A 13671-nucleotide genomic window follows, 5' to 3' on the forward strand; every position below is an offset into this window, starting at 1 on the left:
ATTTTGGCATACAAAAACCCCTCCATCCGTATTCCGGATTTTGGGGTTCAGGTCAATGAGTTATCTCTTTTAAAATTGATACTAACTTGTTAAGATTTTACGAATTACTATAATAATGTTTGTTTATTGTCTTCTAGTATGTCAAAAAAAGCCTGTCCAGCGGGAGTCAAGTGGAGGTTTTTGTCATATACAAGGTTGATTTGTCGTTCCAATTCGCAGTCTTTTATTTTTATCGATTTTATTAGACCTGACTCTTCTTCCAACTTTACTGATTTCTTCGACATAATTGCAACTCCAACATCTTCAACAACTGCTTTTTTAATCGCTTCTTGGTTGTCTATTATAATTTCTTTTTTAAATTTTATCTCGTCAACACACGAACCCAAAAATTTGTATAGAGAAGAACTTTGCGATTTAGTGATTAGGACTTGTCCTTTCAAATCGTCTAGGTTACAGATAACTTTTTCTGATAGCTCATTTTTTGTGCTTGCTATCAACACCAATTCATCTGTAAAAAAAGGTTTGGAAATATATTTGCTGGAATCCGTCTTTACATAATGGGATAAGAAAACAAATTCGATTTCTTTTTTTTCTAATTTTTTGAATAAATCTTTTGATGAGCCTATAATCATATTTATATTAATTTTTGGGTACTTGTCTTGAAAAATTTTTATAAACTTGGGCATTAAATAAATTCCTATGAAGTTTGTAGAGCCAAAATAAATTGTCCCCTGATTGAGGTCTTCAATTTGTCTGATAAGTTCTTGGGATTTTTGATATACTCTTACAATTGCTTCTGCATATTTGATAAAATGCTTTCCTTGGATTGTGAGGCTGACAGTTTTTCCATTTCTGTCAAACAAAAACACTCCCAACTCTTGTTCTAAACTATCTATATGCTTGCTTATTGCCGGCTGAGACAAGTACCTAAGTTCTGCCGTCTTCGTAAAACTTTTACATTCTGCCAAAACTAAAAAAGATTCTAATTTGCTGATATCCATTTGTTCACCTCTTTTGATTTCTGATTTTATTATAACATATAGTTATTAATATTAGAATAAAATAGAATTGTGTTATCGGTTTTCGTATAATATAATTATTGTAACAAATTTAGAAAGGTTGATAACAATTATGAAAACGAAATCATCAGAAAGTAAAAAAAGAGCCTCAACTGGTGCTAAAATAGGTGGAGTTATTGCTGTAATTCTATTTTTTACGCTAATGTTGATGCCCACTCCTAAGGGAATGAGCCCCGAAGCACAAAAATCGCTTGCTGTTTTTGTCTTTGCTCTAATAATGTGGGTTGCTCAGCCAATTCCAATCTATCAAACTTCGATAATTGGAATTTTAATTTTGCCTTTAATAGGTGCAGTTGAAAAACAAAAAGTAACGTTCGGAGCTTTAGGTTATGATATTATTTGGCTAATGGTAGCTGCGTTTGTATTGACATCTGCGATTAATGAAACAAATCTCGGCAAGCGTTTGGCATTGTCGATGCTAACTAAGTTTGGAAAAACACCAAAGGGCACACTCATTGCCTTGATGTTAGTTAATTTTATACTCGCTTTTTTCATTCCAGCAACCAGTGCGAGGGCTGCGCTTCTCACTCCAATAATTATGATTTTATTGGAAGTCTACAAGCAAGTTCCTGGAGAGAGTAAGTTTGGAAAACTTATGACCTTGCAGGGAGTTATGAACAACCATCTTGCAACTTCTATGGTTATAACAGCAACATCTAGTCAGCTTCTAGCTGTTGGATTTATCAATAAAATGACCGGAGCGCATCTCGGATATATGGATTGGATTTTAGGTGCATTGCCACAAGCCATAATCACAGGCTTAATATCATTTTTAATTGGCTATAAACTTTATCACATTGCTGATTTGAATATCGGTGGCGAATCAACTAAGGAAATTCTAAGAAACCAATTAAAAGAGCTTGGTCCTATGACTTTGGCGGAAAAGAAAACTGCTTTGATATTTGCTTTTACCCTACTTTCTTGGGCAACTGGTAATTACCAAGAAAAGTTGTTTGGTTTTAGCATTTCAACTGAACAAACCGCAGTTTTGAGTATGCTTCTTTGCCTACTCCCTAAAGTTGGGGTTATTGATTGGAAGCAAGCAAACATAAAGTGGAATCTAATGATATTTTCTTCCGGTGCATATGCAATTGGAAATGCTTTTAACGAATCAGGCGGGGCAAGTTTTATCATCAAAAACTTTGTCGAAAAAATCGGCCTTAACACTTTGAATCCAAATCTTGTCGCTGTAATACTTATATTTATAACTATTTTCAGCCACTTAATCTTTACAACAAAAACAGTCAGGGCTACGATTTTGATTCCAACAATCATAACTTTGGCCAAGTCTTTAAACATTGACCCTGTACCATTGGCAATGGCTTGTTCTTTCGGAATAGCCTACACATTGACCTTGCCACCTCACTCCAAGGTCAACGCCTTGTATTTGAGTCTAGGTCACTTCGACGTCAAAGACGAGATGACTCTAGGTATGATAACTTGTTTCATCGGCTCAGTAGTTATTTCAATTATGTATTTTACTTATTATCAATTAATATTTTAAGCATTGTTAAGGAGAATATATGAATAAAAAAGTTGTATTGGCTGTCGCAGATGGAGTCGGCGACAGACCATGTGAAATATTAGGAGGTAAAACTCCTTTAGAATACGCTTCTACTCCGAACTTGGACAAACTCGCTTCATCTGGCACAACAGGAATAATGGATGTTCTCGGAGCTGGTATTCCTATAGGCACAGATCTCGGACATATGATTTTGTTTGGATATGGCCCAGAAGACTATCCAGGTCGTGGACCAATTGAAGCATTTGGAAGAGAAATTGAACTTCAAGCTGGCGATGTTGCTTTTAGATCCAACTTCGCTACTGTAAATAATAAGTTATGCGTCGTAGACAGAAGAGCTGGAAGAATTAGAAAAAGCACAAATTTATTAGCAGAATCTTTAAATGGAATAGAAATTGACGGAATAAAAATCATCTTCAAAGAAGCGACTGAACACAGAGCGGTTTTAATTTTAAGAGGCCCTGGACTTTCTTCAAACATAACAGACACCGATCCAAAAGTCGCAGGAATTGACGTTGACTACAAAAAATGCAAATCAAAAGACAACAAGCCTGAATCGGTATTCACAGCTGAAATTTTAAACAAATTTTTGCTAAAAGCAAATGAAATTTTATCAAAACACCCAGTTAATTTAGAAAGGGTTAATCAAGGACTTTTGCCGGCTAACTTCATACTCACAAGAGGAGCTGGTATTATGCCAAACATTGAAAAAATTTCTGACAAACTAAATCTAAAAGGTGCCTGCGTTGCTGCAGAAGGAACGGTTTTGGGAGTTGCACGCCTTGCTGGTTTTACTCCACTAACTAGTGACACAATGACAGGCAATATCGACACAGATGTTTATGCAAAAGCAAAAATGACGATAGAAGCCTTAAAAGAGCACGATTTTGTTCTAGTAAATTTAAAAGCCACAGACCTCTTTGGACACGATGGAAATCCAGAGAAAAAATCTAAGGCAGTTGAAGTATTTGATAAATTTATCGGACTTTTATTAGAAGCAAATTTGGAAAACACAATAATCTCGGTCGCAGCCGACCACTCAACACCTTGTGAGAGAATGGAACACAGTGGCGATCCAGTTCCAATTTTAATAGCAGGCCCTGGAATTAGACAAGATAGAGTAACTAAATTCGATGAAATTTCCTGCAGTTACGGAGGGCTCGGAAGAATAAAAGGAAAAGACTTATCAAACACACTTTATGATTATTTAGAAAAAGTAAAAAAACAAGGTAACTAAAACATTGAAATAAGCCCCAAAATCTGTTAAACGGATGGAGGGGCTTTTGTGTGCAATAAAAAAACTGATGAAACACGCATTTCATCAGTTTAAAATTTACTAGCTATTTTGTTTTATATTAGTCTGGGATAAATGAGCCTTGTGATTTTTCATTTTCCAACATATCTTTTAGTGTGTACCACGAAAGCACTGCACATTTTACCCTCGCAGGAAGTGTAGATATGCTTTTAAAACACACCGCATCTTTTAGAACTTTCAATTCTTTTCGGTCAGTAATTTCTCCTTTTATCATGGAAATGAATTTATTGCAAAGCTCAATCGCTTCTGTCGTCGATTTTCCTTTGACTACATCACACATTATGGATGTGGATGCTTGTGATATTGCACAGCCCAATCCAGTGTATGCGATGTCTTCTATAGTGTCGCCAACGACATTTAGTTGCAATGTTATTTCATCTCCACAGCTTGGGTTATGCCCCAATTCGCAATGTGTCGGATGTTCCAATTCACGTCTGTTGGATTTATCCCTGCTTTTTTCTAATATTAATTCTGTATATAAACTACCTAATTCCAATTCTCATCAATCTCCTTACATCTTCAAGATGTTCTATGAAAAAGTCCACTTCTTCAAATGTATTATAAAATGCAAAACTTGCTCTACATGAGAAGTTTGTTTTCAAATATCTGTGGAGTGGTTGTGCACAGTGGTGGCCGCTTCTGATTGCAATTCCGAAACTATCCATAATGCTTGCAACGTCATGTGGATGAGCTTCTTTGAAGTTAAAATCGAGCACGGGCGATCTGTGAGGGTTACTCGTTGTGTATACGTCAATAATGTCGGATTTTTCTTTTATTTTATCGTAAGCATAATCCATCAATGATTTTTCGTAATCTCTTATATTGTCAATTCCAATTTTTTCAATGTAATCAATTGCTGTAATCAATGATTTTACCGCTCCGACATCCTGTGTACCTGCTTCAAATCTGCCGGGTGATGGCAAATAAGATGTTTTGTCTTCGAAAACATATTCAATCATATCTCCGCCATACAAGAATGGCTTGATAGAATTTAACAATTCTTCTCTTCCATAAAGTATTCCAACTCCCATTATGCTCAACATTTTATGACCAGAGAATGCGAGAAAGTCGCAGCCTAATTTTTGAACATCAACTTTGTTGTGTGGAATATACTGTGCAGAGTCAACTATGCAGATGCAGTCTTTGTTCACTGATTTTACGTATTTAATCATTTTTTCAACATCAGGCATAGTTCCCACGACGTTAGATGCTTGTGTTATCGAAAATATTTTCGTCTTATCTGTGATTGTTTTCTTGAAATCTTCAAAGTTCAACTGCATATTTTGTTTGTCGACATACAAATATTTTAATTTCGCTTTTGTTTTTTTGCATACTTCTTGCCAAGTTACGAGATTGCTGTGATGTTCCATTATCGAAATTACAATTTCATCATCTTCTTTTAAATTTTCGTATGCGTATGAATATGCTATCAAGTTCAAAGATTCCGTGGTATTTCTAGTAAACACTATTTCTGATGTTTTTTTTGCATTTATGAACTTAGAAACTTTTGCTCTTCCAGATTCATAAACATCTGTTGCCAATACGCTGAGAGTGTGAGCTCCCCTGTGAGGATTTGCATTTTCGTATTTGTAAAATTCGCTAACACTGTCAATTACTTGAATCGGTTTTTGGCTTGTAGCTGCGTTATCCAAATACACTATTGGGTTTTTGTATTCTTTGTTTAGATACAAGAAATCTTTTCTTATATCTTCAACTTGTAATCTATCTAGCATTCAAATCCCTCTTTGCCATTTTATTTCTTATAAATTTGAGCAACTTGTTCTCCAAGTTCTGATTGTCTAATTTATTTAATGATTCGCTGAATTTCGATTCTACAATCATACTTTCAGCGGCTTCTCGTGAAATAGCACGATTCATTATATAAAACAACATATCAGAGTCTATCTTACCGGCACTAGCAGCGTGATTTCCAATTACGTCATCTTCTCCTGACAACAAAACTGGAACTGACAAGCTCTTTGCATCATCAGATAATAATACAGCATACTCTTCTTCGGTTCCCGCCGAACCCGTAGAGCCTTTTTTGAAATCGAGCGTCGATTTGAAATTCTTGTATGATTTTCCCTTCAATGCGCCATTAACAACGCATGATGATTTAGATTGTTCGCCGAAATGGTTGATTTCATACAACATATTCAACGAATTTTCACCATGAGTGAAGTAGATGCTGTTGATATCCAAGTTGGAATTTTTGCCGTTCAAATTAGCCTTTGTATTGACGAAATTATCAAGACTTCCCATTTCGTATTGGCTAAGCGTCACGTGACTATTGTCCTCCAAATTCAAAATAACAGATTCCAATGCTGTCGTGTATTTTTCTGTTTGAACGACAAACACTTGAACATTGCTGTTTTCCTTGGCATTGATTTCAATTACTGAACTTCTGAATTTTTTGTTCTTGTCGTTATCTCTGTAATCAATAACGACCTTTATACTTGAATTTTTTTCAGCAACAATCTTGTGAGTATCCAACAATATATCATACTCTCTATCAGTTACAAGCTCTACAATTCCATAATCTTTTACTTCATTTTCTTCAGTCTTATACAATTTGAATAGATTGCCTGATTTTTCATTCAAATCCAAAGCTTGTTGGCAAACTCCGAAATCTTTGTTTTCTATTGGTTCAAATGGGTCAGACTCCATTCTGTATTCTTTTATATCTATATCAGGGATATTAACTTCAGTTTCGTTGACCTTCAAATACTTGAAAGTTTTAAATCCCAGTACATTTCCTTTAATTTGTTCCATATACAACTCCTATCCTATGCTACCTTCAAGTTCAAGATTGATTAAATTATTCATCTCTACCGCATATTCCATAGGCAATTCCTTTGCAATAGGTTCAGCAAATCCACGAACTACCATAGACTTTGCTTCTTCTTCCGGAATACCTCTTGTCATCAAATAGAAAATAACTTGGTCATCTATCCTACCAATAGATGCCTCGTGTCCCAAATCGACATTTTTATTTGCTATTTTAACAACTGGAATTGTATCTGACCTGCTTTCATTATCTAGCATCAATGATTCACAACTTACTGATGATTTTGAATCAAATGCGTTTTCTTTTATATCTACTAATCCTCTGTAGACACTAATACCTCCAGATTTAGAGATTGATTTGCTGTTTACATAGCTTGTAGTGTGAGGAGCCGCATGAATCATAACAGCACCTGTGTCCAAGTTTTGGTCATGACCTGCAAATGAAATACCAGTGTATTCACTACTTGCACCTTCACCCTTTAAAACACTTGAAGGATACAACATCGACACCGCAGAGCCAAATGAACCCGAAACCCATTCTACCTTGCCATTTTTTTCAATTATCGCTCTCTTGGAGTTCAAATTGTACATATTACGCGACCAGTTTTCAATTGTAGAAAATCTCAAAGTAGAATTTTCCCCAACAAAAATCTCAACAGCACCTGCGTGTACATTGAGTGCATTGTATTTTGGTGCAGAACAACCTTCAATGAAATGACAATAGCTGTCGTCTTCTACAATAATCATTGTATGCTCAAATTGACCAGCTCCTGGAGCATTCAATCTGAAATAACTTTGAAGAGGAATCTTTACATCTACTCCTTTTGGAACGTAAACAAAAGAGCCACCCGACCACACGGCATAGTGAAGTGCCGCGTACTTGTGAAGACGTGGCGTAATCGCTTTGGCAAAATATTTTTTTACTATATCTTCGTATTTTTTAAGTGCTGTATCAAAATCAGTGTAGATAACACCTTGGTCAATCAATGATTGTTGAATGTTGTGATACACAACCTCACTGTCGTATTGTGCACCAACACCACTTAACACCATTTCTTTTTCAGCTTCTTGAATACCGAGCTTGTCGAAAGTTTCCCTAATGTCTTCTGGAACATCATTCCAATTATGACTCTTGTCAGCATCAGGTCTAATATATGTTGTAACCTTGTCCATATCCACAACGCTCAAATCAGGTCCCCACTCAGGGTCTTCTGATTTGTAGAAAATATCAAGAGCTTCCAATCTTTTTTCTAACATCCACTTAGGTTCATTTTTTTCAGTAGAAATTTGCTTTACAATATCAGTAGTCAAACCTTCTTCTGTTTTCTTTCTATAAGTGAATTTGTTCTTGATGTCATAGATACCTCTATCCATATCATCAACATAAGTCTTCTTTTTAGGTGCCATTATTTCACCTCTTCTCTAATCCAATTGAATCCTTTTTCTTCAATTTGGTCTAGAAGTTCGCTGGAACCTTCTTTTACAATAGTGCCGTCCATTATTACATGAACGAAATCCGGCTTAACTTCTTTTAAGATTTCCTTGTGGTGAGTAATGACAATAACAGAATTATTTTCATTCAAAAACTCTTTTACGCCCTTCGATACAATTCTTACCGCATCAACATCAAGGCCTGAGTCTGTTTCATCGAGAATAGCCAATTTTGGTTTCAGCATAAGCATTTGCAAAATTTCGTTCTTCTTTTTTTCACCACCGGAAAAACCGACATTCAAATATCTGGAAGAATATCCATGATCAAATTCAAGTATATCCATTTCATCTTCCAGTTCTTCTCTGAATTCTAAGAATCCTATATTTTCATCAGTCTTGGCAATTTTTGCACTTCTGATGAAATTTTCCACACTAATGCCCGAAACTTCCATTGGATTTTGGAACGACATAAAAATACCTTTTTTGGCTCTCTTATCAGTAGACAAATCCATAATACTTTCACCATCAAGCAAAATATCGCCTGAAGTTGTTTCATACTCTGGATTATTTAAGATTACATTGGCTAAAGTAGACTTACCAGAACCATTTGGTCCCATAATAACGTGAACTTCACCGTAGTTTATGTTTAAATTTATGTTGTTTAATATCTGTTTGTCCCCTACTTTAGCAGATAAGTTTTTAATAGTTAATAAATTTTTTGACATAATAACCTCCTTACAGTTATGTAATATATGAATGTGTAAGTGTTTTTATGTCCTACTATATTATACACGAAAAACCGAAAATAGTTAAGTTTTGTTAATTAACCTACTGATTTAATAAACTATTTCCTGCTCATCTATGAACTCAGAATAAACTTCTTTGAAATCCATCGAAGCATCAAATTTTTGATTTGATAAATTCCAATTGACTATCCTATACAATTCAACAAATTCATAATCATTCAAATCATCTTGAATCAAATCAACATATTCAAGGCATTTGTCTTTTAACTCATCAATACTATCCATTTCAAAAAGAACGATATTCTCTTCAAAAATCGACACATCTGTCTTGTATTTCAAAATCATTTTTACTGAATAAACTTGTTTCAAATCATTCTCCTCCTCAACTCTTGAATATTTTATACTAATTAATCGCTTGTGTAAATAGTTTTAATAAAATATTTCAAAATTTTGTGCATTTTAAAAGCGACAGCATAAAGCCGTCGCTTCTAATATATATAATCTCACGTAAATTAAGGAAGGAAAAAAACGTGATAACTTATTTTTGCTCTAATGTGCTAAATTCTATATCCAAATCTTTTGAAACACCATCTCTGTAAACTGTGATTTTTCCTTTTTGTTTAGGTCTAACTTCAAGAAGTGTTTTCTTCAACGAACTCATCGTATTGATTTTTTTGCCGTTGACTTTTGTAATGATATCTCCTTTAGTGACACCCGCTTTTTGCGCTGAAGAACCTCTTACAACTTCAACTACATAAATTCCACTATCAATAGTTAATTTTTGACCAGTAGCTTGTTGGAAAGTCTTCACATCAACGCCACTTATTCCAAGCTTGACGCCCTCAAATGAACCTCCGCTGACAATATTATCTACGATGGATTTTGCAACATTAATCGGAATCGTAAAACCAATTCCTTCAGCCGATGCCTTCGCAGTATTTATCCCAATCAATTTACCTTCTTGGTCAAACAATCCGCCACCACTGTTACCAGAATTTATAGCAGCATCTGTTTGCATCAAACCATCCATTTGAAGACCATTTTGCAAAGTAATTGTTCTATCTTTTCCAGAAATATATCCGCTTGTCAATGTCGATTGTAAATCAAGTCCAAGAGGATTTCCGATTGCAATCGCCTTGTCGCCTATTTGAACCTTATCGCTATCGCCCATCTCAACAGGTTTAAGACCATTAAAATCAGTTTTTAATACAGCTAGGTCAAGAGTCGTGTCATACCACAATAATTTTGCAGGTGATTTCTTGCCATTTGTAAGAAGGACTTCTATTTTTTCTGCCTTACCATCTTGCACGACATGAGCGTTTGTCAATATATATCCATCCTTACTAACGACAACGCCACTTCCAACACCCTCTACAACTCTTCCTTGAAGAAACATATTTTCTGAAACTCCAATCGTAGTAATACCTACAACAGAATCTATTGCTTTTTTCGCTACGGCATTTTCTGTTGAAATGCTGTTGTTCTTTATCGATATCGTACTACTTTGAACATTTCCATTTTTATTTATAGTTTCTGTAATTCCAGTAATATTTTTTGCCACAAAATAAGTCATAACAAGTGAATAAATCAGCAAAAACACCGTAATTGCTTTTAACCAACCCAACCTCGGTCTATTTTTCTTGACCTCTTCTTTTATCATATTCGAAACTTTTCGTTCAGTTAATCCATCATTTAATTTTCTTCTTTTTCTTATATATTCATTGTAATCAGTGTACGGATTTCTATCCATATCCTCACCTCCGTCTTGTTAAATATAATTTATCATTCAATTGTGTCTTAACTGTGAGTAAACTAGGGCTAAATATTACGAAAAATCAAACATCTGTTTTGACTTTTTGTTGACATTAAAAAATCCCCTCATCAATTTGACTAAACTTTAATCAAATTGAAAATGGGGATTCGCTTTTAATTGTTTGAATTTGGTGTGTTGATGGATAGACCTTCCAATTGTTCTACGGAATCCATAAACACTTCGCTAATAGTTGGGTGAGCGTAAATCATTGCTGACAATCCTTCGACACCAACGTCATTGTTCATTGCAATTGCTGCAAAATGTATCAAAGTTGATGCGTCGTGGCCGATTATATGACAGCCCAAAATCTTTGATAAATCCTTAGTTGCGACAATTTTTACAAAGCCTTCAGTAGCATTCAAGCTCAATGCCTTTCCATTTGCTTGATACATAAATTTGCTTGTAACATAATCTATGTTTTGTTCCTTAGCTTTTTCTTCAGTAATTCCAACAGATGCTATTTCTGGAACCGTGAACACAACAGCTGGAACTATATCCAAATTGATATTGAAATCTTTTCCCGCAAATTTACGAACAAGATTCTTGCCCTGGTTACTTGCAACATGAGCAAGTTGCGTGTTTTTGTAAACACAATCGCCAATTGCATATACGCCTTCAACATTAGTCTCGAAATTTTCATCGACAACTACATAATTATTTTCAATTTTTATATCAGTGTTTTCAATTCCAAGATTGTCAATGTTGCTGCTTCTTCCACTCGCAACCAAAACATAATCAGCATAAGTTTCCTCAAACTTATCTTTGCCAACTTTTTGACTAGTGACTTTAAGTTTGCCATCTACTTCTTCGATTTTTTTAGCATACACTCCAGTAACAAATTTAAGCGTATCACTTTTCAAAATAGACTTTAACCTTTTTTGTATTTCGCCATCTTCAGTCTTCAAAAGTTTGTTGCCTACTACTGTTACCTCTGTTCCAAATTGAGAATAAATTGATGCAAACTCCATTCCTATAACGCCAGTTCCAATGACAATCATAGATTTTGGAATTTCTTCCAATTCCAATAGTCCAGTAGAAGTAATAACTTTTTCGTTGTTTATTCCTTCAATATTAGATGGCTTGTAATCTTTAGAACCCGTAGCGATAATAATTTTATCGGCTGAAAGTTCTTTTGTTTCGCCTTCATTCGTTTTGACAACTACAGTTTTGTTGTCTTTAAAGCTCGCTTCGCCTCTAATAAAAGTTAAATTATCGTAAGTTTTGAAAAGGTATTCAACACCATTTCTAAGTCTTTCGATAATTTCCTTTTTTCTTTGTTTAATTTTATCGGCTAATAATTTGTGGTCGTTAACTTCAATTCCAAAAGTCTCTGATTCTTTAATTTCTTTGTACAAATCAGCTATCTTCCATAAAGTTTTAGTAGGTATACATCCTCTGTTCAAGCATGTACCACCTACTTCAGCCTTTTCGATTAAAGTTACATTTAAACCGAGCTGGCATGCCCTGATGGCTGTTTCATAGCCACCAGGTCCAGCGCCGATAATAATGATATCTTTAGTCATTATTCTCCTTTTTTGTAAGTCAATATTAAATTCTTAGCAGCTTCTGTTTCATCTGGTCTTCTGACAACAGTTGTAGTAGGAGCATTCAATAATATATCCTTATTTTCTCTAGCTTCTTGTGCAATTTGTTTCATAGCAGCAACAAAAGCATCAAGAGTTTGTTTTGGTTCAGTTTCAGTAGGCTCTACCATTAATGCTTCGTGAACGATTAATGGGAAGTATACTGTTGGTGGATGGAATCCCATATCTAACAGTCTCTTAGCTACATCCAAAGTCTTAACTTGTCCATCACAATCATCCTTCAATCCGCCTAATACAAATTCGTGTTTGCAGATAAAATCATGTGGTAAGTTGTAATCGTCTTTTAATTGAGCTTGTAGATAGTTTGCGTTTAGTACAGCTGTAGTAGATGCACATTTCAATCCATCACAACCCATTGATAGAATATAAGTCAACGATCTCATTAATACTCCAAAATGACCTTGGAAATCTTTCATTCTACCAATTGAATGTTCTAAGTTGTAGTCTAAGAAATATTTGTCGCCATCTTTTTCTACGATTGGTTTAGGCAAAAATTCTCTCAAGAATTTCTTAACACCAACAGGACCTGCACCTGGACCTCCACCACCGTGTGGTGTAGAGAATGATTTGTGAACATTGAAGTGGATTGCATCGAATCCCATATCCCCAGGTCTAACTTGTCCTAAAATGGCATTGGCATTTGCTCCATCATAGTATAGAAGTCCGCCAGCTTCGTGAACTATCTCAGCTATTTCTTTAATTTTTGTTTCGAACAAACCTAATGTGTTAGGGTTAGTTAACATCAAACCAGCTGTTTTTTCGTTTACAACCTTCTTCAAATCTTCAACGTCAACTACACCATTGGCATTTGATTTTACTTCTACTACTTTGTATCCTGCCATTGCAGCTGTTGCTGGGTTAGTACCGTGAGCAGAGTCTGGAACGATTATTTCGTTCTTTTCTGAATGGCCATTTACTTCGTGGTATTTCTTAAAAATTGTAATAGCTGTGATTTCACCATGAGCACCTGCTGCTGGTTGCAATGTCATATAATCCATTCCAGCTACTTCACAAAGTGATTTTTGTAAAGTGTACATTGCTTCCAAAGCACCTTGTACTTGGTAATCATCTTGTTTTGGGTGAAGATGAGCAAATTTTGGATTTGCAACAATTTCTTCATTTATTTTAGGGTTGTACTTCATTGTACAAGAACCTAATGGATACATTCCTGTATCTACGCCGAAGTTTAGATTTGAAAGGTTAGTATAGTGACGAACTACATCGACTTCACTAACTTCTGGTAAATCTAATTCTTCTTTTGATAAAAATTCTTCAGGAATTAAGTTATCTTTTACTTGTACGTCTAATTCAGGAAGTTTATATCCAGTTCTACCTGGTTGTGATAATTCAAATATTAACTTGTTGTAAGCCATA

Annotated in this window: 12 protein-coding genes; 2 read left to right on the forward strand and 10 right to left on the reverse strand. The window is 35.0% G+C overall.

Annotation, left to right across the window (positions count from 1 at the left end; genetic code table 11):
• Positions 1–107: 107 nt before the first annotated feature.
• The gene (locus Q0X02_RS03985; RefSeq protein ID WP_297811900.1) at positions 108–1001 is read right to left on the reverse strand and encodes a LysR family transcriptional regulator; all 894 of its coding nucleotides are present in this window, start codon (positions 999–1001) and stop codon (positions 108–110) included.
• 130 nt (positions 1002–1131) lie between these two features.
• Between Q0X02_RS03985 and Q0X02_RS03990 the strand changes: the two genes are divergently transcribed.
• Both Q0X02_RS03990 and Q0X02_RS03995 read left to right on the forward strand, forming a co-directional pair.
• Positions 1132–2583, forward strand: a complete 1452-nt coding sequence (locus Q0X02_RS03990) for a DASS family sodium-coupled anion symporter (protein WP_297811902.1) — start codon at positions 1132–1134, stop codon at positions 2581–2583.
• Between the two features lie 19 nt (positions 2584–2602).
• On the forward strand, positions 2603–3838 hold the full coding sequence (locus Q0X02_RS03995; RefSeq protein WP_297811905.1) for a 2,3-bisphosphoglycerate-independent phosphoglycerate mutase: 1236 nt from the start codon (positions 2603–2605) through the stop codon (positions 3836–3838).
• Positions 3839–3956: 118 nt separating this feature from the next.
• On the opposite strand, the gene sufU is transcribed toward Q0X02_RS03995, so the two are convergent.
• The 9 genes from sufU to gcvPB form a co-directional block, all read right to left on the reverse strand.
• Entirely contained in the window at positions 3957–4412 is a 456-nt protein-coding gene (gene sufU, locus Q0X02_RS04000; RefSeq protein WP_297811908.1) for a Fe-S cluster assembly sulfur transfer protein SufU, read from the reverse strand.
• A complete protein-coding gene (locus Q0X02_RS04005) occupies positions 4399–5649 on the reverse strand; it encodes a SufS family cysteine desulfurase (RefSeq protein ID WP_297811911.1) in 1251 nt (416 codons plus the stop codon). The genes sufU and Q0X02_RS04005 overlap by 14 nt, the downstream gene beginning before the upstream one ends.
• Positions 5639–6688, reverse strand: coding sequence for a SufD family Fe-S cluster assembly protein (locus Q0X02_RS04010; protein ID WP_297811914.1), 1050 nt, complete (start codon positions 6686–6688; stop codon positions 5639–5641). The genes Q0X02_RS04005 and Q0X02_RS04010 overlap by 11 nt, the downstream gene beginning before the upstream one ends.
• A gap of 9 nt (positions 6689–6697) precedes the next feature.
• Complete coding sequence (sufB, locus tag Q0X02_RS04015; RefSeq protein ID WP_297811917.1) at positions 6698–8110, reverse strand: Fe-S cluster assembly protein SufB; 1413 nt, start codon at positions 8108–8110, stop codon at positions 6698–6700.
• Positions 8110–8859 carry a Fe-S cluster assembly ATPase SufC gene (gene sufC, locus Q0X02_RS04020; RefSeq protein WP_297811921.1) on the reverse strand — a complete coding sequence of 250 codons (750 nt, stop codon included), beginning with the start codon at positions 8857–8859 and terminating at the stop codon, positions 8110–8112. Before sufC ends, sufB begins: the two co-directional genes overlap by 1 nt.
• Positions 8860–8970: 111 nt before the next feature.
• On the reverse strand, positions 8971–9249 hold the full coding sequence (locus Q0X02_RS04025) for a hypothetical protein (protein WP_297811924.1): 279 nt from the start codon (positions 9247–9249) through the stop codon (positions 8971–8973).
• A gap of 169 nt (positions 9250–9418) precedes the next feature.
• Positions 9419–10630 (reverse strand): S1C family serine protease, encoded by a 1212-nt coding sequence (locus Q0X02_RS04030; RefSeq protein WP_297811927.1) that lies wholly within the window; start codon positions 10628–10630, stop codon positions 9419–9421.
• A 176-nt stretch (positions 10631–10806) separates the two neighbouring features.
• Complete coding sequence (gene lpdA / locus Q0X02_RS04035; RefSeq protein ID WP_297811930.1) at positions 10807–12216, reverse strand: dihydrolipoyl dehydrogenase; 1410 nt, start codon at positions 12214–12216, stop codon at positions 10807–10809.
• Positions 12216–13670: an aminomethyl-transferring glycine dehydrogenase subunit GcvPB gene (gene gcvPB, locus Q0X02_RS04040; RefSeq protein WP_297811933.1), complete on the reverse strand. Its 1455-nt coding sequence runs from the start codon at positions 13668–13670 to the stop codon at positions 12216–12218. Before gcvPB ends, lpdA begins: the two co-directional genes overlap by 1 nt.
• Between the last annotated feature and the right edge of the window lies 1 nt (position 13671).

The organism is uncultured Finegoldia sp. (assembly GCF_947252345.1).
GTDB lineage: Bacteria > Bacillota > Clostridia > Tissierellales > Peptoniphilaceae > Finegoldia.

Bases quoted from the DNA above. Each gene is read 5' to 3' on its own strand.
- Q0X02_RS03985 (WP_297811900.1), bottom strand. From the start codon at position 1,001: ATGGATATCAGCAAATTAGAATCTTTTTTAGTTTTGGCAGAATGTAAA.
- Q0X02_RS03990 (WP_297811902.1), top strand. From the start codon at position 1,132: ATGAAAACGAAATCATCAGAAAGTAAAAAAAGAGCCTCAACTGGTGCT.
- Q0X02_RS03995 (WP_297811905.1), top strand. From the start codon at position 2,603: ATGAATAAAAAAGTTGTATTGGCTGTCGCAGATGGAGTCGGCGACAGA.
- Q0X02_RS04005 (WP_297811911.1), bottom strand. From the start codon at position 5,649: ATGCTAGATAGATTACAAGTTGAAGATATAAGAAAAGATTTCTTGTAT.
- Q0X02_RS04010 (WP_297811914.1), bottom strand. From the start codon at position 6,688: ATGGAACAAATTAAAGGAAATGTACTGGGATTTAAAACTTTCAAGTAT.
- sufB (WP_297811917.1), bottom strand. From the start codon at position 8,110: ATGGCACCTAAAAAGAAGACTTATGTTGATGATATGGATAGAGGTATC.
- sufC (WP_297811921.1), bottom strand. From the start codon at position 8,859: ATGTCAAAAAATTTATTAACTATTAAAAACTTATCTGCTAAAGTAGGG.
- Q0X02_RS04030 (WP_297811927.1), bottom strand. From the start codon at position 10,630: ATGGATAGAAATCCGTACACTGATTACAATGAATATATAAGAAAAAGA.
- lpdA (WP_297811930.1), bottom strand. From the start codon at position 12,216: ATGACTAAAGATATCATTATTATCGGCGCTGGACCTGGTGGCTATGAA.
- gcvPB (WP_297811933.1), bottom strand. From the start codon at position 13,670: ATGGCTTACAACAAGTTAATATTTGAATTATCACAACCAGGTAGAACT.